Here is a 17,951-nt window from a genome sequence, read left to right on the forward strand (position 1 = left end):
AGCTGTCGCGGAACTACTTGAACGCGATGTTGTAGATACCGCCCGCGATGGCGCCGCCGATCAGCGGGCCGACGATCGGCACCCATGCGTACGTCCAGTCCGAGCCGCCCTTGTTGGGCAGCGGGAGCAGGGAGTGCACGATGCGCGGACCCAGGTCACGGACCGGGTTGATCGCGTAGCCGGTGGGGCCACCGAGCGAGAGGCCGATGCCGACCACGACGAGCGCGGTGATCAGCGCACCGAGGACGCCGATGCCGTTGCCGTTGTCGTTCAGGCCCTGCGTGAGGATCGCGAGGACCAGCACGACGGTGGCGATGACCTCGGTCAGCACGTTCTGCGCGTAGTTGCGGATCTCGGGTCCGGTCGAGAAGACGCCGAGCACCGGACCGGCCTTGGGCGCGGCCTTCTGGTCGACGAGGCCCTCGTCCACCGGCTGGGCGGCGAGGATGGCCGGGTCGGTGAGGTGCGCCTTGAACTGGCCCATGTACGTGAGCCAGACCAGGATCGCGCCGATGATCGCGCCGAGCAGCTGCGAGCCGAGGTAGAGCGGAACATCGCTCCACTTGGTGCCGCCCTCGATGGCGAGACCGACGGTGACCGCCGGGTTGAGGTGGGCGCCTGACACGCCACCCGCCAGGTAGGCGCCGGTGAGCACCGCGAAACCCCACCCGAAGGTGATCGCGAGCCAGCCGGCGTCCTTGGCCTTGGAGGCCTTGAGCGTGACGGCGGCGCAGACGCCGCCGCCGAGCAGGATGAGTATGGCGGTACCGATGGTCTCGCCGATGAAGATGTCGGAGCTGGACACCCGCGACTCCTTTGTCCTTCGTCCAGGGGAAGGCGAACCCCGGGTCCCTCCGGTGGTCCGCGACCTCAGGTGAGGTCGTTGCCGGCCCTTGGCCTTGTCACACTCTAGCGCGTAATGCCGGTAGGTGTTCGACAATGCCGACCGATGGACGCGAGTCTCACCCCGTCGTTACTTGCCCGTCAAGAGTTCTGTTATTGAAAACACGATCGTTATTGATCGTTCCGGGTTATCGGTGATGACAGGGGTCGCCACCGGGTGAAACGTCGTTCAACGATGTTCGCGCAGAAGAGTGCCCCCTGCATGTTGAGCAGGGGGCAGTGGGGCGTCCCGGCGGGCGGGGTCTAGAAGCGCCCGGCGCCCAGATCCCGCGACACGGCGCGGGCGCAGTCCCGTACGGCCGCGATCAGGTCGGGGCGCAGCTCCCCGTCCTTCTGGACCCGCTCCACCGCGCCGGTGATGCCGACCGCGCCGACCGGCATGCGGCGCCGGTCGTGAATGGGGGCGGCCACGGAGGCGATGCCCTCCCACGTCTCCTCGACGTCGGCGGCGTACCCCCGCGCGCGGGTCAGGTCGAGCGCGCCCTCGAAGGCCTCGGGGTCCACGACGGTGCGCGTGGTGAAGGTCTGCCGCTCGGCCTCGGCCTCGGCCGCCTCGCTGTGCGCCACCGGGTCGTAGGCGGCGAGCACCTTGCCCAGGGCCGTGGAGTGCAGCGGCTGCATCGCGCCCACCTCAAGGACCTGGCGGCTGTCGTCGGGCCGGAAGACGTGGTGCACGATCAGGACGCCCTGCTGGTGCAGGACACCGAGGTAGACGCTCTCGCCGCTGGACCGGGCCAGGTCGTCGGTCCACACCAGGGCGCGGGCCCGCAGCTCGTGCACGTCGAGATAGCTGTTGCCCAGGCGCAGGAGCTCGGCGCCGAGCTGATAGCGGCCCGATGCCGACTCCTGCTCGACGAAACCCTCCGCCTGGAGAGTGCGCAGAATGCCGTGGGCCGTGCCCTTGGCAAGGCCAAGGGCGGACGCGATCTCCGAGAGGCCGAGCCGTCGCTCTCCGCCCGCGAGCAGCCGCAGCATCGCGGCCGCCCGCTCGAGCGACTGGATGTTCCGTGCCATCGCAGCCCCTTCCTCCGTCCCCTGCTGACTCCAACGTTCGACAATGCTGAACACTATCGGTCGTTGTCGACCTCCCGCGACAGAGCGGCAGGCTGTGTTTCCGGCCGGTTCCCACTGGATTCCTGCTGGCTTCCCGCTGGATTCTCGCTGGAGGTCCCGCTGGATTCTCGCGGTTCCCCGCCCCGCGCCGCGCCACACCCCCGAGAAGGGCGGACCCGCCGGGCGTCCGCCTCGTGAACACTCGCACGCTGTGGACCTTCGTCCCGTTACCCTGACCGAGTGCGCCTTCCTCCGAAGCGCAAAGCCGACAGCCGTCGCACCTCAGGGAGCTCTTTCATGGCCTCGTTGCCTACCCCCTCGTCCGGTTCCTCGAATCTCTCGGACCGAGCCCGAGTCGATGCCTTCCGCGAAGCCCTCGCCACGCGTGTGGTGGTGGCCGACGGCGCGATGGGCACGATGCTGCAGGCGCAGGACCCCACCCTCGATGACTTCCAGCAGCTCGAGGGCTGCAACGAGATCTTGAACGTGACGCGCCCGGACATCGTCCGCTCGGTGCACGAGGAGTACTTCGCGGTCGGCGTCGACTGCGTGGAGACGAACACGTTCGGCACGAACTTCGCGGCCCTGAGCGAGTACGACATTCCCGAGCGGAACTTCGAGCTGTCCGAGGCGGGTGCGCGCATCGCCCGCGAGGTCGCCGATGAGTTCACCGCCTCGACCGGGCAGCAGCGCTGGGTGCTCGGCTCGATGGGGCCGGGCACCAAGCTGCCGACCCTGGGTCATGCCCCCTACACGGTGCTGCGGGACGCCTACCAGATCAACGCCGAAGGCATGATCGCGGGCGGCGCGGACGCGCTCCTTGTGGAGACCACCCAGGACCTGCTGCAGACCAAGTCCGCGATCCTGGGTGCCCGCCGTGCCCTGGAGGCCACCGGTGCGAACCTGCCGCTGATCTGCTCGGTCACCGTGGAGACCACCGGCACGATGCTGCTGGGCTCGGAGATCGGCGCCGCGCTGACCGCCCTTGAGCCGCTGGGCATCGACATGATCGGCCTGAACTGCGCGACGGGCCCGGCGGAGATGAGCGAGCACCTGCGCTATCTGGCCCGCCACTCGCGGGTGCCGATCTCCTGCATGCCCAACGCGGGCCTGCCGGTCCTGGGCAAGGACGGCGCGCACTACCCGCTGAGTGCGGGGGAGCTGGCCGATGCGCAGGAGAACTTCGTGCGCGAGTACGGCCTGTCCCTGGTGGGCGGCTGCTGTGGTACGACGCCTGAGCATCTGCGTCAGGTCGTGGAGCGGGTGCGCGGGGCGGAGGTCTCGGCCCGCGAGCCGCGTCCCGAGCCGGGCGCCGCCTCGCTGTATCAGACGGTGCCCTTCCGCCAGGACACCTCCTACCTGGCCATCGGCGAGCGCACGAACGCCAATGGGTCGAAGAAGTTCCGCGAGGCGATGCTGGAGGCCCGCTGGGACGACTGTGTGGAGATGGCGCGCGACCAGATCCGCGAGGGCGCGCACATGCTCGACCTGTGCGTGGACTACGTCGGGCGCGATGGCGTGGCGGACATGGAGGAGCTGGCGGGCCGCTTCGCGACCGCCTCCACGCTGCCCATCGTCCTGGACTCCACCGAACTGCCCGTCATCCAGGCGGGGTTGGAGAAGCTGGGCGGCCGCGCGGTCATCAACTCCGTCAATTACGAGGACGGCGACGGTCCCGAGTCCCGCTTCGCGAAGGTCACCGCGCTCGCCAAGGAGCACGGCGCCGCGCTGATCGCGCTGACCATCGACGAGGAGGGCCAGGCCCGCACCCCCGAGCACAAGGTCGCCATCGCCGAGCGTCTCATCGAGGACCTGACCGGCAACTTCGGCATCCACGAGTCCGACATCCTCATCGACACCCTGACCTTCACCATCTGCACCGGCCAGGAGGAATCCCGCAAGGACGGCATCGCCACCATCGAGGCGATCCGCGAGCTGAAGAAGCGCCACCCGGACGTGCAGACCACGCTGGGCCTGTCGAACATCTCCTTCGGCCTCAACCCGGCCGCCCGCGTCGTGCTGAACTCCGTGTTCCTGGACGAGTGCGTCAAGGCCGGCCTGGACTCGGCGATCGTGCACGCCTCCAAGATCCTGCCCATCGCGCGCCTGGAGGAGGAGCAGGTCAAGGTCGCCCACGACCTGATCTACGACCGCCGCGAAGAGGGCTATGACCCCCTGCAAAAGCTCATGGAGCTTTTTGAGGGCGTCAACATGAAGTCGATGAAGGCGGGCAAGGCCGAGGAGCTCATGGCCCTGCCGCTGGACGAGCGCCTGAAGCGGCGCATCATCGACGGCGAGAAGAACGGCCTGGACGCCGACCTGGACGAGGCCCTGCAGACCCGCCCCGCCCTGGACATCGTCAACGACACCCTCCTGGAGGGCATGAAGGTCGTCGGCGAGCTGTTCGGTTCCGGCCAGATGCAGCTGCCGTTCGTGCTGCAGTCCGCCGAGGTGATGAAGACCGCGGTGGCGCACCTGGAACCGCACATGGAGAAGTCGGACTCCGAGGGCAAGGGCACCATCGTCCTGGCCACCGTCCGCGGCGACGTGCACGACATCGGCAAGAACCTGGTGGACATCATCTTGTCCAACAACGGCTACAACGTGGTCAACCTCGGCATCAAGCAGCCCGTCGCCGCGATCCTGGACGCCGCGGCCGAGCACCGCGCGGACGTCATCGGCATGTCGGGTCTCCTGGTCAAGTCCACCGTGATCATGAAGGAGAACCTGGAGGAGCTCAACCAGCGCAAGATGGCCGCGGACTTCCCCGTCATCCTCGGCGGCGCCGCCCTCACCCGCGCCTACGTCGAGCAGGACCTGCACGAGATCTACGAGGGCGAGGTCCGCTACGCCCGCGACGCGTTCGAGGGCCTGCGCCTGATGGACGCCCTCATCGCGGTCAAGCGCGGCGTCCCCGGCGCCACCCTGCCCGAGCTGAAGCAGCGCCGCGTGCCGAAGAAGGACACGCCCGTCCTGGAGGTCTCCGAGGACGAGGGGCCCGCACGCTCGGACACCTCCACCGACAACCCCGTCCCCACCCCGCCGTTCTGGGGCACCCGCGTCGTCAAGGGCATCCAGCTCAAGGAGTACGCCTCCTGGCTCGACGAGGGCGCCTTGTTCAAGGGGCAGTGGGGCCTCAAGCAGGCCCGCAAGGGCGACGGGCCCACCTACGAGGAGCTCGTCGAGACCGAGGGACGTCCCCACCTGCGCGGCTGGCTGGACGAGCTGCACACGAAGAACATGCTGGAGGCGGCCGTCGTCTACGGCTACTTCCCGTGCGTCTCCAAGGGTGACGACCTGATCATCCTGGACGACCAGGGCAACGAGCGCACCCGCTTCTCCTTCCCGCGCCAGCGCCGCGGCCGGCGCCTGTGCCTTGCGGACTTCTTCCGCCCCGAGGAGTCCGGCGAGATCGACGTGGTCGGCCTCCAGGTCGTCACCGTCGGCTCGAAGATCGGCGAGGCCACCGCCGAGCTGTTCGCCGCCGACTCCTACCGCGACTACCTCGAACTGCACGGCCTGTCCGTGCAGTTGGCCGAGGCGCTCGCCGAGTACTGGCACGCGCGCGTGCGCGCCGAGCTCGGCTTCGGCGGCGAGGACCCCGCCGACGTCGAGGACATGTTCGACCTGAAGTACCGCGGCGCGCGCTTCTCGCTGGGCTACGGGGCCTGCCCCGACCTGGAGGACCGCGCCAAGATCGCCGAGCTCCTGGAGCCGGAGCGGATCGGCGTGCAGCTCTCCGAGGAGTTCCAGCTCCACCCGGAGCAGTCCACCGACGCCATCGTCATCCACCACCCCGAGGCGAAATACTTCAACGCGCGCTGAGCGGACAAGTCGTACACTTGTCGGTCCAGTGCAGGCCGGTTGCCCACCCGTCAGAAGGGGGCAGCCGGCCTCTTCGTCCCTCATGGAGGTGTGCCCGGATGACCAGTACGGTTCCCGCGCTCGGTACCCGAACGGCCGAAGGCTCCGCCCTGCAGGCGGTGCTCCTCGACATGGACGGAACACTCGTGGACACCGAGGGGTTCTGGTGGGACGCGGAGGTCGAGGTGTTCGCCGCACTCGGACACACGCTCGACGAATCCTGGCGTGACGTCGTCGTCGGCGGCCCCATGACGCGCAGCGCCGGCTTCCTCATCGCCTCCACCGGCGCCGACATCACCGTCCCCGAGCTGACCGTGCTGCTCAACGACGGCTTCGAGGACCGCATCGGCCGTGCCCTGCCGCTGATGCCGGGCGCGGCCAGACTCCTCGCCGAACTCGCCGCGCACGAGGTGCCGATGGCACTGGTCTCCGCGTCGCACCGGCGCATCATCGACCGCGTGCTCGAGTCGATCGGAGCCCATCACTTCGCGCTCACCGTCGCGGGCGACGAGGTGACCCGGACCAAGCCGCACCCGGACCCGTACCTCCTCGCGGCGGCGGGGGTTGGGGCGGAACCGGCCAGATGTGCGGTCATCGAGGACACCGCCACGGGCGTGGCGGCGGCCGAGGCCGCGGGCTGCCGAGTGGTGGCCGTACCTTCGGTCGCGCCCATCGCGGCGGCCGCGGGCAGGACCGTCGTTCCGTCCCTCGAACACGTCGACCTGTCATTCCTGCGGGAAATGATGGCCGGAAAGTGCTGAGCAGTTGAAGATGTGACCTTTCCCACTCCGTGGGTGGTCGACAGCTGGTCAGAGCTGTGCCGGTCCTCCGATTTGGGCGAGTTGTCGAGTGGCGTTGTGTCCCGATTGAGGGGAACCTCACGAAACCTTCCCGTGTTGGGTTATCGGTGTGTCCGCGCCCGGTTTCGCTGCGTGATTGAGGGTCAACTCCGGTCCCTTCCAGCCCTCCTGGCGGCGCGGACTAATGTCGTCGCGAGAACATCGCCCTGCCCCCACGGACCGGCTGACCCCACCCCTCGTTGTCGGTCCGGACGGGACCAACAGCTCTGGAGAACGTCGAGCATGAACCGTAAGACTTTGGTGCTGCCGGCCGTCATAGGTCTGCTCGCTCCCGCGCTCGCGGCCTGCGGAGGGGCGGGCGACGGTGGGGGAGACGACGCGATCGCCGTCGGCACCACGGACCGGTTCTCCACCTCACCCGAGATCCCGGCCCCCTTCGACCCCGCGTACGCCTACGACGCGGGCTCCTGGAACGTCGTGCGCCAGACGGTGCAGACGCTGATGGCCGCTCCGCGCGGCGGCGGAGACCCCGAGCCCGACGCGGCCGAGAGATGCGGCTTCACCGACACCGGCAACGAGCGCTACGAGTGCACGCTGCGCAAGGGCCTGAAGTTCGCCGACGGCGAGCCGCTGACCGCGAGCGATGTGAAGTTCTCCATCGAGCGGGTGCGGGACATCAAGATCAAGGACCCCAGCGGCTCCGCCGGCATGGTGTCCAACGTCGACGCGATCGAGACCGAGGGCGACCGGGGTGTCGTCTTCCACCTCAAGAGCCCCGACGCGACGTTCCCGTACAAGCTGGCCACGCCCATCGCGGGCATCATCAGCTCGGACCACTACGCCAAGAACAAGCTGCGCGACGGCTTCGACCTGGACGGCTCCGGCCCCTACACGGCCAAGCAAGAGGTCGAGGGCAACGACCTCGTCAAGACGGTGTTCTCCAAGAACCCCAACTACAAGGGTGCGTACAAGCCCAAGAGCGACAAGATCGAGATGCGCACCTACGAGTCCGCCGACGCGATGGGCAAGGCCCTCGAGAGCGGCGACCTCGACATGATGACGCGCACCATGTCGCCCGAGCAGATCAAGCAGCTCGACGAGGACCCGGGCAACAACATCGAGCTGGTCGAGACGCCCGGCCTGGAGATCCGCTACCTCGGCTTCAACACGGACGCCACCACCGTCAAGTCCAAGGCCGTCCGCCAGGCCATGGCGCAGGTCGTCGACCGCGGCGCCCTCGCGACCGGCGTCTACGGCGACGCCGCCGAGCCGCTGTACTCCCTGGTGCCCGCCACGATCACGGGCCACACCAACTCGTTCTTCAACCGCTACAACGACCCGAGCGCGTCCAAGGCCCGCAGCCTGCTGCAGAAGGCCGACATCAGCACGCCGGTCAAGCTCACCCTGCACTACACGACGGACCACTACGGCCCGGGCACCAAGAAGGAGTTCGAGCTCCTTCGCAAGCAGCTCAACGAGAGCGGCCTGTTCGACGTGTCGATCAAGGGCACGGACTGGAACACCTTCCGCCCGGCCGAGCAGAAGGGCGCGTACGACGTCTACGGGATGGGCTGGTTCCCGGACTTCCCCGACGCCGACAACTTCCTCACGCCGTTCCTCGACAAGGACAACATCCTCGGCTCGCCGTACGTGAACAGCACCATCAACGACGAGCTGCTCCCGCACTCGCGCCGTGAGGCGGACCGGCTCACCGCCTCCAAGAGCATCAAGAAGATCCAGGACATCGTCGCCGAGGACGTGCCGGTGCTTCCGCTCTGGCAGGGCAAGCAGTACATCGCCGCCCGCGACGACATCACGGGCGTCGAGTGGGCCCTCAACTCGTCCTCGAACCTGCAGCTGTGGGAGCTCGGGCGCGGTGTGAGCGGCTGACCTCCGCGCACACCGGCACACAGGACCGCCGGGCTTCGCTCCACCGAATGACATCAACGACAAGGCACGTTCGTGAATTTGCGTAACCAGTGGCTGGCCCTTCCCCTCTCGGGAGGGCTGGCCGCGGCTCTGCTGACCGGCTGCGGCACGGAAACGGGTGGAGCGGGGGAGGACGGCGAATCCGTGGTGATGGGGATGTCGGACGACGTCCTGGCCACCGACCCGGCATCCGGCTACGACCCCGGCTCGTGGCTCCTGTTCAACAACGTCTTCCAGTCCCTGATGAGCTTCCCCAACGGGGGCACGGAGCCGGAGCCCGAGGCCGCCGAGGAGTGCGGCTTCACGGACACCGAGACCAGAGTCTTCGAGTGCACGCTGCGGGACGGTCTGAAGTTCAGCAACGGCAACGCGCTGACCTCGAAGGACGTCAAGTTCTCCTTCGACCGCATGATGAAGATCAACGACGACGACGGCCCCGCGATCATGTTCCCGATGCTGGACCGCGTCGAGACCCCGAACGCCAAGAAGGTCGTCTTCAAGCTCAAGTACGCCGACGCGACCTTCCCCAGCAAGATCGCTTCCGGCGCCGGTTCCATCGTCGACCACGCGTCGTACGACATGAACTCCCTGCGCGGCGGTGACGAGGCCACCGGTTCGGGACCGTACAAGCTCGACTCCTTCGACAAGAACCAGGCGGTCTTCTCGGTCAACCCCGACTACAAGGGCACCGCCGAGGTGAAGAACAAGGGCGTCACGCTCAAGTTCTTCCACGACGACCAGAAGGGCCTGAAGAAGGCACTCCTGGACGACAAGATCGACATCGCGTACCGAGGACTCGCCGCGTCCGACATCGCGGACATCGAGGCCGACACCTCCGACGCCAGCCAGAACATCGACGTCGTCGAGGGCACCAGCGCCGAGGTGCAGCACCTGGTCTTCAACATGAAGGACCCGGTCGCCGGCAAGCTGGGCGTGCGCAAGGCCATGGCGTACCTGCTCGACCGCGACGCCCTGGTCAGGGACGTCTACCGGGACACGGCGACGCCGCTGTACTCGATCGTCCCGGCCGGGATCGGCGGTCACAACACCGCCTTCTTCGACACCTACGGCGCCCGCCCGCAGCGCTCCAAGGCCGCGGCGGCCCTGCGTGCCGACGGTCTGAGCGGCAAGGTCAAGCTCACGCTCTGGTCCACGCCCTCGCGCTACGGCCCCTCGACCGACCAGGAGCTGAAGGCGATCGCCAAGCAGCTCAACGCGAGCGGTCTCTTCGACGCCGACGTGAAGTCGATCGAATTCAGCCAGTACGAGCGGGACATCAAGTCCGGCAAGTACGGCGTCTACGTCAAGGGCTGGGTGCCGGACTACCCGGACCCGGACAACTTCACGCAGCCGTTCTTCGGCAAGGGCAACGTCCTGGGCAACGGCTACACGAACAGCGACATCACCGGGAAGATCATCCCCGGCACCGCCGCCGAGACCGACCGCACCAAGACCGACGAGGACTACGCCGAGCTCCAGGAGACCGTCGCCGACGAGCTGCCGATCCTGCCGGTCTGGCAGGCCAAGCAGTACGCGGTCATCCGTGACGACGTGTACGGCGTGGAGTCGTGCCTCGACGCGTCGACGGTGTTCCGCTTCTGGGAACTCAGCAAGGCCTGATCCCACGGACACGACGCACGAAGGCGGCCGCCCCCGGGAGGGGCGGCCGCCTTCATGCTTCTGACTGTGTCGCCGTCACTGGGCGCCGGGGCGCACCAGACCGCTCTCGTACGCGTACACGGCGGCCTGCACCCGGTCGCGCAGGCCGAGCTTCGTGAGCACATGGCCCACATGCGTCTTGACCGTCGTCTCGCTCACGAACAGGTCTGCCGCGATCTCCGCGTTCGACAGGCCGCGCGCCACCAGCTTGAGGACCTCGACCTCCCGCTCGGTGAGCGTGTGCAAGGTGTCCGGCACCGGCTCGTCACCCGACGGGAGATGACCGGCGTACTTGTCGAGGAGCCTGCGGGTGATGCTCGGCGCGAGCATCGCCTCGCCCGACGCGACCACGCGGATCGCCTGCACCAGCTCGTTCGCCGGGGCGTCCTTGAGCAGGAAGCCGCTGGCACCCGCGCGCAGCGCCTCCACCACATACTCGTCGAGGTCGAAGGTGGTCAGGACCAGGACCTTCGCGGGACCGTCCCGGCCGGGCCCGGTGATCTGCCGGGTCGCCTCGACGCCGTCCATCCGCGGCATACGGATGTCCATCAGGACCACATCGGGCTGCAGCGCCCGCACCTGGTCGAGAGCCTGCAGGCCGTCCCCGGCCTCGCCGACCACCGCGACGTCCTGCTCGGCCTCCAGAATCATCCGGAATCCCGTGCGCAGCAGTGGCTGGTCGTCGACCAGTAGGACACGGATCGCCACGTAACTCTCCTTCGCTAGCCCGGGGCCATTCTGCCCTGCGCGTCCTCTTCGGACTCGGGCACCCTCACCGCAAGGGGGTACGGCGGGGGAGTCCCGCCGAATTCCGGACATACGGCCTGGTGGTCGCACCAGCCGCAGAGCTTCGTCGGCCTGGGCCGCCAGTCACCCGTCTCGGTGGCGAGCGTGATCGCCTCCCACAGCGCGTGCAGCTTCCGCTCGACCTGTTCGAGGTCCTCGATCCTGGGGTCGTACGTGATGACGTCGCCGCTGCCCAGATAGACCAGCTGGAGGCGGCGCGGGACCACGCCCTTCAGCCGCCACACCACCAGGGCGTAGAACTTCATCTGGAAGAGGGCGCCCTCCGAGTACTCGGGGCGGGGGGCCTTGCCCGTCTTGTAGTCGACGATCCGCACCTCGCCGGTGGGCGCCACGTCCACGCGGTCGATGATGCCGCGCAGCTTCAGGCCGGACTCCAGCTCCGCCTGCACGAACAGCTCCCGCTCCGCGGGCTCGAGCCGGGTGGGGTCCTCCAGGGTGAACCACCGCTCGACGAGCTTCTCCGCGTCCGCCAGCCAGCGCGCGAGCCGCTCCCCCCGCTCGTCGCCCGCGAACAGCTCCGTCAGCTCCGGCTTGGCCTCGCGCAGACGGTCCCACTGGCCCGGGATCAGCGACTTGGCGCTCGTCGCCGTCCGCTCACCCGCGGGCGCGTCGAAGAGCCGCTCGAGGACGGCGTGCACCAGCGTGCCGCGGGTCGCCGCCTCGCTCGGCTTCTCCGGCAGCTTGTCGATGACCCGGAACCGGTAGAGCAGCGGACACTGCATGAAGTCACTGGCGCGCGAGGGCGACAGGGACGCCGGACGCACGGCCGTCACGACACCGTCGGTGCTGGTTTCCATAGGGACAGACCCTACGACCCGCCACCGACAACGGCCGCATACCATCGACGACAGACCCTCTCGCCCTGCATGATCGTGCGTGTACCGCGCCGGGCAGGGGCGAGGGACGCTTCGAACGAGGGGACATCGTGGACGAGAGCGGCGGGAGCGGCAGGCCGCAGCCCGACGGGACGGACGGTCGGCGGCCGGATGCCCCCGACGGCTCCGGCCACCCCGAAACGTCACGCCCGGTGGACACGGCCGACTCCGGGAGGCAGCCACAGGACGCCTCCGACAGCCCCGCGGGCGCGCAGGACCCCGCGGCCGCGAACGGCGCCGACAGCACGGGCGACGCCGCCCGGCCCCGGCCGAGCGCCGATGCCCCCGGGCCCGCCCCCGCCGAGGCCGCGCGCCCGACGGACGAGCCCCTGCCGGCCGCCACCCCCCTCACGAAGCCCCGGCAGGACACGCCCACGGCGCCGCAGGGCACCTCTGAGCAAGCGCCGCAAGGCCCGCCCGGGAACGCACCGCAGGTCCCCGGTCCGGGCGAGACCCCGGCTGCCGAACCCGGCCGGACCTCCGCCGCCGCGCCCGGAAAGCCCCCGCACGACACGCACCCCGAGTTCGCGCACGCCACCCACGGCCCAGCCCCGAAGGCCACCCCGCCCCAGGGCAAGAAGGGCCCCGGGGGAGGGCTCCTGATGGGACGCCCCTTCGGCGTGCCCGTGTACGTGGCGCCGAGCTGGTTCCTGGTCGCCGCCCTCATCACCTGGGTCTTCGGCGGCCAGCTCGACCGCGTCCTGCCCGAACTGGGCGCCGCCCGCTATCTGGTCTCGCTCTTCTTCGCCGTCGCGTTCTACGCCTCCGTGCTCGTCCACGAACTGGCGCACACCGTCGTCGCCCTGCGCTACAAGCTGCCGGTGCGCCGCATCCAGCTGCAGTTCTTCGGCGGCGTCTCGGAGATCGAGAAGGAGTCCGAGACCCCCGGACGCGAGTTCGTCCTCGCCTTCGTGGGCCCGCTGCTCTCCCTCGTCCTCTCGGGCGTCTTCTACGGGGCCATGCGCCTCGTGGAGCCCGGCACCGTACCCGGCGTCCTGCTCGCGGGGCTGATGATCTCGAACCTCATCGTCGCCGCCTTCAACCTCCTGCCCGGCCTGCCCCTGGACGGCGGCCGCATGCTCCGCGCCGTCGTCTGGAAGATCACCGGCAAGCCCATGAGCGGCACCATCGCCGCGGCCTGGGTCGGCCGCGCGCTCGCCATCTCCGTCCTGATCGGCCTGCCCCTGCTCAACCAGTCCGGTGCCCTCGGCGGCGAGAGCCAGGACATCGGCGGCATGGACACCGTCACCGACGCCCTCCTTGCCGCGATCCTCGCCGCGATCATCTGGACCGGCGCCGGCAACAGCCTGCGCATGGCACGCCTGCGCGAGCATCTGCCCGAGCTCCGCGCCCGCGCCCTGACCCGCCGCGCCGTCCCCGTCGAATCGGGCACCCCGCTCTCCGAGGCGCTGCGCCGCGCCAACGCCTCCGGGGCCCGCGCCCTCGTCGTGGTCGACGCCGACGGCGACCCCATGTCGGTGGTCCGTGAGGCGGCCATCGTCGGCGTGCCCGAGCACCGCCGCCCCTGGGTCACCGTCAGCGGCCTGGCCCAGGACATCACCGAAGGCATGCGGATCTCCGCCGAACTGGCCGGCGAGGAACTCCTCGACACCCTCCGGGCGACGCCCGCCACCGAATACCTCGTGGTCGAGGCCTCCGGCGAGATCTACGGGGTGCTGTCCGCCGCCGACGTTGAGCGCGCCTTCGTCAAGGCGATGGCCCGCCCCAGCTGACCCCGCCACCCTGGTCGGCGGCCCCCGCACGGCCCGGTAGGCTGGTCACATGTCCGAACCGACCGGTGCCGCCCGCCGACGCGGGCCCTTCAAGGTCGGGGACCAGGTTCAGCTGACCGACCCCAAGGGCCGCCACTACACGTTCACGCTCGAGGCCGGGAAGAACTTCCACACCCACAAGGGTTCCTTCCCCCACGACGAGCTGATCGGTGCTCCCGAGGGCAGCGTTGTCCGCACCACGGGAAACGTCGCCTACCTCGCGCTGCGCCCCCTGCTCCCCGACTATGTCCTGTCCATGCCCCGCGGCGCCGCCGTGGTCTACCCCAAGGACGCGGGGCAGATCCTGGCCTTCGCCGACATCTTCCCCGGCGCCCGCGTCGTCGAAGCGGGCGTGGGCTCCGGCTCGCTCAGCAGCTTCCTCCTGCGCGCCATCGGCGACGAGGGAATGCTGCACTCGTACGAGCGCCGCGAGGACTTCGCCGAGATCGCCCAGCAGAACGTGGAGCGCTACTTCGGCGCCCCGCACCCCGCCTGGCAGCTCACCGTCGGCGACCTCCAGGACAACCTGAGCGACACCGACGTCGACCGCGTCATCCTCGACATGCTCGCCCCCTGGGAGTGCCTGGACGTCGTCTCCAAGGCGCTCGTCCCCGGCGGCATCCTGTGCTGTTACGTGGCGACCACCACCCAGCTCGCCCGGACCGTCGAGTCCATCCGCGAGATCGGCGGCTTCAACGAGCCGACCGCCTGGGAATCGATGATCCGCAACTGGCACGTCGAGGGCCTGGCCGTCCGCCCCGATCACCGCATGATCGGCCACACCGGCTTCCTGCTCACCGCCCGCCGCCTCGCGGACGGCGTCGAGCCGCCCATGCGCCGCCGCCGCCCCTCCAAGGGCGCCTACGGCGACGACTACACCGGCCCGAACGCCGACGGCGGCACACCCCGCGCGGAGCGCTGACCGCCCCGGCGACACAGGCAAGCGCGCACCACCGCTGAACGCACAGGCGCCGTCGCCGAGTTCCCCCGAAGCCCGGGGAACTCGGCGGCGGCGCCTTTCCGTTCCGGAAGTCGCCGACCCCCGGTGTTCCGCCGCACTGTGAGGTATGGCACGATGCTGGCCACCTCCCCCACCGGCACAGCCCTCACAGGAGACACTCCTAGTGCAGCACCCCGCCGTCCCGGAACTGGCACACAACACCACCCGCCCCATCCACTGGCTGGCCACCGCGGCCGCGCTCGCCGCCGTCATCGCAGGCTCGTCGTTCCTGCAGCCCGACCCCGCGACCGCCGCCCAGCCGAGCTCCGAGCCGTCCGGCAAGACCGCCGCGGCCCCCGCGCCGCCCGCGACCGCACCGGATCCGGCCACCGTCACGTTCCCCCTCGCCTGCGGCAAGGTGAAACCCGTCGTCAAGAAGAAGGCGTCCGGGGACCTCGACGGGGACGGCAGGCCCGAGACCGTCGCCGTGGTGCACTGCGCCGCCGGATCGGGCACACCGCCCGACGGCGTGTACGTCATCACCCGCCCCACGCAGGGCAAGCCCCGCGTCGTCGCCACCCTCGTCGACCCGAAGGACCGCCAGAACGTCAGCGACTTCGCCGTACGTGACGGTGTGATCACCGCCACACTCCTCGGCTACTCCGCACCGAACGTGCCCAGCTGCTGCCCCGACCTCAAGGACGCGGCCAAGTGGCAATGGAAAGACGGCACGTTCGCGCGGTCCACGCCGGCCGAGGCGCACACCGTGTGACAGCGCGTGCCGCATGAACAGGGGCCTGTGCCCGCCGTCCAGCGGCGGGCACAGGCCCCTGTTCATGCGTCAGTTCGCGGAGTCCGCGGAGTCCGCGGACTGCGCGGCCTCAGGCCGCGTCGGGACCATAGACCTCGACCCTGTCCGAAACGCGGCGCACGTGAATGCAGTCACCCGGGCACTCCTTCGCCGAGTCGACCACGTCACGCAGAAGCGGCAACGGAACGGGCGTTGTGGCGCCCGGAGCCTGCAACAGCTCGTCGTCGCCGCTCTTCACATAAGCCAGTCCGTCGATGTCCAGCTCGAAGACCTCAGGCGCGTACTGCGCACAGATGCCGTCGCCGGTGCAGAGGTCCTGGTCGATCCAGACCTCCAGTGGATCACGGCTCTCGGAGCCGGTACCGGCCTTCTCTCCCACGGTCATCTCTCCTGCCGGTCGTCACGCCGAGTGAGCCGACTTGGCAGCAAGTCGGGCCAGCCCTGACGGGTGTTGAACGCTTCGACGATACAACCGCCCGCTTTCCGATGTTGTTGGGTGGGTAATGACCTGACGTGAGGGAGAGCGCAAGGGTGAAGATCGGACACACCTCTACCGTCTTTGTGATCTAGGGGTTTCAATCGACACCCACCCAGGTAGGGTCTGGAAGCGTCCAGCTCCCCTTGGAGGAGGTGAGGACCGTGGCAGCCCACGACGACGACATCAACCGCGGCATCCGGCCGGGGCGAGGGTCTGAGGACCCCGCCGGTCAGGTTGCCTATCTCGAGCAGGAAATCGCCGTCCTGCGACGCAAGCTCGCCGACTCTCCGCGTCATACGAGGATTCTCGAAGAGCGGATCGTCGAGCTGCAGACCAATCTGGCCGGCGTGTCCGCGCAGAACGAGCGGCTCGCCAACACGCTCCGTGAGGCCCGCGACCAGATCGTGGCCCTCAAGGAAGAGGTCGACCGGCTCGCGCAGCCGCCGGCCGGCTTCGGAGTCTTCCTCGTGGCGAACGAGGACGGCACGGCGGACATCTTCACCGGGGGCCGCAAGCTCCGGGTGAACGTCAGCCCCGGCGTGGAGCTCGAAGAGCTCAGGCGTGGCCAGGAAGTAATGCTCAACGAAGCGCTCAACGTGGTCGAGGCCATGGAGTACGAGAGCGTGGGAGACATCGTCACCCTCAAGGAGATCCTTGAGGACGGCGAGCGCGCCCTGGTGGTCGGGCACACCGACGAGGAGCGGGTGGTCCGGCTCGCCGAACCACTCCTCGACGTCACCATCCGCCCCGGTGACGCACTCCTGCTGGAACCCCGCTCCGGGTACGTGTACGAGGTGGTTCCCAAGAGCGAGGTCGAAGAGCTCGTCCTCGAAGAGGTACCGGACATCGGCTACGAGCAGATCGGCGGCCTGGGCAACCAGATCGAGCTGATCCGCGACGCGGTCGAACTGCCCTACCTCTACCCGGACCTCTTCAGGGAGCACGAACTGCGGCCGCCCAAGGGCGTCCTGCTGTACGGGCCTCCCGGCTGCGGCAAGACGCTCATCGCCAAGGCCGTCGCCAACTCCCTTGCCAAGAAGGTCGCCGAGGTGACCGGACAGGCATCGGGGAAGAGCTACTTCCTCAACATCAAGGGCCCCGAACTCCTCAACAAGTACGTCGGTGAGACCGAGCGTCACATCCGCCTGGTCTTCCAGCGTGCGAGGGAGAAGGCGAGCGAGGGTACCCCCGTCATCGTCTTCTTCGACGAGATGGAATCCCTCTTCCGCACCCGCGGATCCGGTGTCAGCTCGGACGTGGAGAACACCATCGTCCCCCAGCTGCTCGCCGAGATCGACGGCGTGGAAGGCCTGGAGAACGTCATCGTCATCGGTGCCTCCAACCGTGAGGACATGATCGACCCGGCGATCCTGCGCCCCGGACGACTCGACGTGAAGATCAAGATCGAGCGCCCGGACGCACAGGCGGCGAAGGACATCTTCGCCAAGTACCTCACCGAGCGGCTCCCGCTGCACGCGGACGACCTCGCCGAACACAGCGCCGACCGGCGCACCACCGTGGACGGCATGATCCAGTCCGTCGTGGAGCAGATGTACGCGGAGTCCGAGGAGAACCGCTTCCTCGAGGTGACGTACGCCAACGGCGACAAGGAAGTCCTGTACTTCAAGGACTTCAACTCCGGCGCCATGATCGAGAACATCGTCGGACGCGCCAAGAAGATGGCCATCAAGGCCTTCCTCGACGCCAACCAGAAGGGCATCAGGGTCTCCCACCTCCTGCAGGCTTGCATCGACGAGTTCAAGGAGAACGAGGACCTGCCCAACACCACCAACCCGGACGACTGGGCCCGCATCTCCGGCAAGAAGGGCGAACGGATCGTCTACATCCGTACGCTCGTCACCGGAAAGCAGGGCGCGGACACCGGACGCTCCATCGACACGGTGGCCAACACCGGTCAGTACCTGTAGAAGACAGGACGGCTGCGGGTGTCCTTCGTGGGTACCCGCAGCCGTCTGTTTTTCAATGAAGGCAATGATCTCCCCACCAGCGCAAAGGCGCTCTAGGCTCTTCGGTACCGCCGAGCGCGCAGTGCGGGGACG

The 17,951-nt window shown here is 68.8% G+C and carries 13 protein-coding genes; 8 read left to right on the top strand and 5 right to left on the bottom strand.

Annotated elements, in window-relative coordinates:
* Positions 1 to 13: 13 nt before the first annotated feature.
* Both AB0I66_RS28855 and AB0I66_RS28860 read right to left on the bottom strand, forming a co-directional pair.
* On the bottom strand, positions 14 to 805 hold the full coding sequence (locus tag AB0I66_RS28855; RefSeq protein ID WP_363210871.1) for an MIP/aquaporin family protein: 792 nt from the start codon (positions 803 to 805) through the stop codon (positions 14 to 16).
* Positions 806 to 1,146: 341 nt separating this feature from the next.
* Positions 1,147 to 1,917: an IclR family transcriptional regulator gene (locus tag AB0I66_RS28860; protein ID WP_363210872.1), complete on the bottom strand. Its 771-nt coding sequence runs from the start codon at positions 1,915 to 1,917 to the stop codon at positions 1,147 to 1,149.
* A gap of 336 nt (positions 1,918 to 2,253) precedes the next feature.
* On the opposite strand from AB0I66_RS28860, the gene metH reads away from it, so the two are divergent.
* The 4 genes from metH (at position 2,254) to AB0I66_RS28880 (ending at position 10,169) form a co-directional block, all read left to right on the top strand.
* Entirely contained in the window at positions 2,254 to 5,781 is a 3,528-nt protein-coding gene (gene metH / locus AB0I66_RS28865; RefSeq protein ID WP_363210873.1) for a methionine synthase, read from the top strand.
* A 98-nt stretch (positions 5,782 to 5,879) separates the two neighbouring features.
* Entirely contained in the window at positions 5,880 to 6,581 is a 702-nt protein-coding gene (locus AB0I66_RS28870; protein ID WP_363210874.1) for an HAD family phosphatase, read from the top strand.
* A gap of 321 nt (positions 6,582 to 6,902) precedes the next feature.
* Entirely contained in the window at positions 6,903 to 8,510 is a 1,608-nt protein-coding gene (locus AB0I66_RS28875; protein WP_363210875.1) for an ABC transporter substrate-binding protein, read from the top strand.
* Between the two features lie 72 nt (positions 8,511 to 8,582).
* Positions 8,583 to 10,169: an ABC transporter substrate-binding protein gene (locus AB0I66_RS28880; RefSeq protein ID WP_363210876.1), complete on the top strand. Its 1,587-nt coding sequence runs from the start codon at positions 8,583 to 8,585 to the stop codon at positions 10,167 to 10,169.
* A 75-nt stretch (positions 10,170 to 10,244) separates the two neighbouring features.
* Here AB0I66_RS28880 and AB0I66_RS28885 read toward each other — a convergent pair whose 3' ends face one another.
* Together AB0I66_RS28885 and AB0I66_RS28890 are read right to left on the bottom strand one after the other, a co-directional pair.
* Complete coding sequence (locus tag AB0I66_RS28885) at positions 10,245 to 10,916, bottom strand: response regulator transcription factor (RefSeq protein ID WP_135332738.1); 672 nt, start codon at positions 10,914 to 10,916, stop codon at positions 10,245 to 10,247.
* Positions 10,917 to 10,930: 14 nt separating this feature from the next.
* Entirely contained in the window at positions 10,931 to 11,812 is an 882-nt protein-coding gene (locus AB0I66_RS28890; protein WP_363210877.1) for a RecB family exonuclease, read from the bottom strand.
* A gap of 128 nt (positions 11,813 to 11,940) precedes the next feature.
* On the opposite strand from AB0I66_RS28890, the gene AB0I66_RS28895 reads away from it, so the two are divergent.
* The 3 genes from AB0I66_RS28895 to AB0I66_RS28905 all read left to right on the top strand — a co-directional run bounded on the left by AB0I66_RS28895 (position 11,941) and on the right by AB0I66_RS28905 (position 15,374).
* The gene (locus tag AB0I66_RS28895) at positions 11,941 to 13,623 is read left to right on the top strand and encodes a site-2 protease family protein (protein WP_363210878.1); all 1,683 of its coding nucleotides are present in this window, start codon (positions 11,941 to 11,943) and stop codon (positions 13,621 to 13,623) included.
* Between the two features lie 49 nt (positions 13,624 to 13,672).
* The gene (locus tag AB0I66_RS28900) at positions 13,673 to 14,584 is read left to right on the top strand and encodes a tRNA (adenine-N1)-methyltransferase (RefSeq protein WP_249590980.1); all 912 of its coding nucleotides are present in this window, start codon (positions 13,673 to 13,675) and stop codon (positions 14,582 to 14,584) included.
* Positions 14,585 to 14,786: 202 nt separating this feature from the next.
* Positions 14,787 to 15,374, top strand: a complete 588-nt coding sequence (locus AB0I66_RS28905; RefSeq protein ID WP_363210879.1) for a hypothetical protein — start codon at positions 14,787 to 14,789, stop codon at positions 15,372 to 15,374.
* A gap of 109 nt (positions 15,375 to 15,483) precedes the next feature.
* On the opposite strand, the gene AB0I66_RS28910 is transcribed toward AB0I66_RS28905, so the two are convergent.
* A complete protein-coding gene (locus AB0I66_RS28910) occupies positions 15,484 to 15,798 on the bottom strand; it encodes a ferredoxin (RefSeq protein ID WP_363210880.1) in 315 nt (104 codons plus the stop codon).
* 254 nt (positions 15,799 to 16,052) lie between these two features.
* Here AB0I66_RS28910 and arc point away from each other — a divergent pair, with 254 nt between their 5' ends.
* Positions 16,053 to 17,819 (top strand): proteasome ATPase, encoded by a 1,767-nt coding sequence (gene arc / locus AB0I66_RS28915; RefSeq protein WP_363210881.1) that lies wholly within the window; start codon positions 16,053 to 16,055, stop codon positions 17,817 to 17,819.
* Positions 17,820 to 17,951: the final 132 nt, after the last annotated feature.

Source organism: Streptomyces sp. NPDC050439 (assembly GCF_040655335.1).
Classification (GTDB): Bacteria; Actinomycetota; Actinomycetes; order Streptomycetales; family Streptomycetaceae; genus Streptomyces.

What these genes read in the sequence shown, in the direction of transcription:
- AB0I66_RS28910 (WP_363210880.1), bottom strand. Translation starts at nt 15,798, where the DNA reads ATGACCGTGGGAGAGAAGGCCGGTACCGGCTCCGAGAGCCGTGATCCA.
- AB0I66_RS28875 (WP_363210875.1), top strand. Translation starts at nt 6,903, where the DNA reads ATGAACCGTAAGACTTTGGTGCTGCCGGCCGTCATAGGTCTGCTCGCT.
- AB0I66_RS28870 (WP_363210874.1), top strand. Translation starts at nt 5,880, where the DNA reads ATGACCAGTACGGTTCCCGCGCTCGGTACCCGAACGGCCGAAGGCTCC.
- AB0I66_RS28860 (WP_363210872.1), bottom strand. Translation starts at nt 1,917, where the DNA reads ATGGCACGGAACATCCAGTCGCTCGAGCGGGCGGCCGCGATGCTGCGG.
- AB0I66_RS28900 (WP_249590980.1), top strand. Translation starts at nt 13,673, where the DNA reads ATGTCCGAACCGACCGGTGCCGCCCGCCGACGCGGGCCCTTCAAGGTC.
- metH (WP_363210873.1), top strand. Translation starts at nt 2,254, where the DNA reads ATGGCCTCGTTGCCTACCCCCTCGTCCGGTTCCTCGAATCTCTCGGAC.
- AB0I66_RS28890 (WP_363210877.1), bottom strand. Translation starts at nt 11,812, where the DNA reads ATGGAAACCAGCACCGACGGTGTCGTGACGGCCGTGCGTCCGGCGTCC.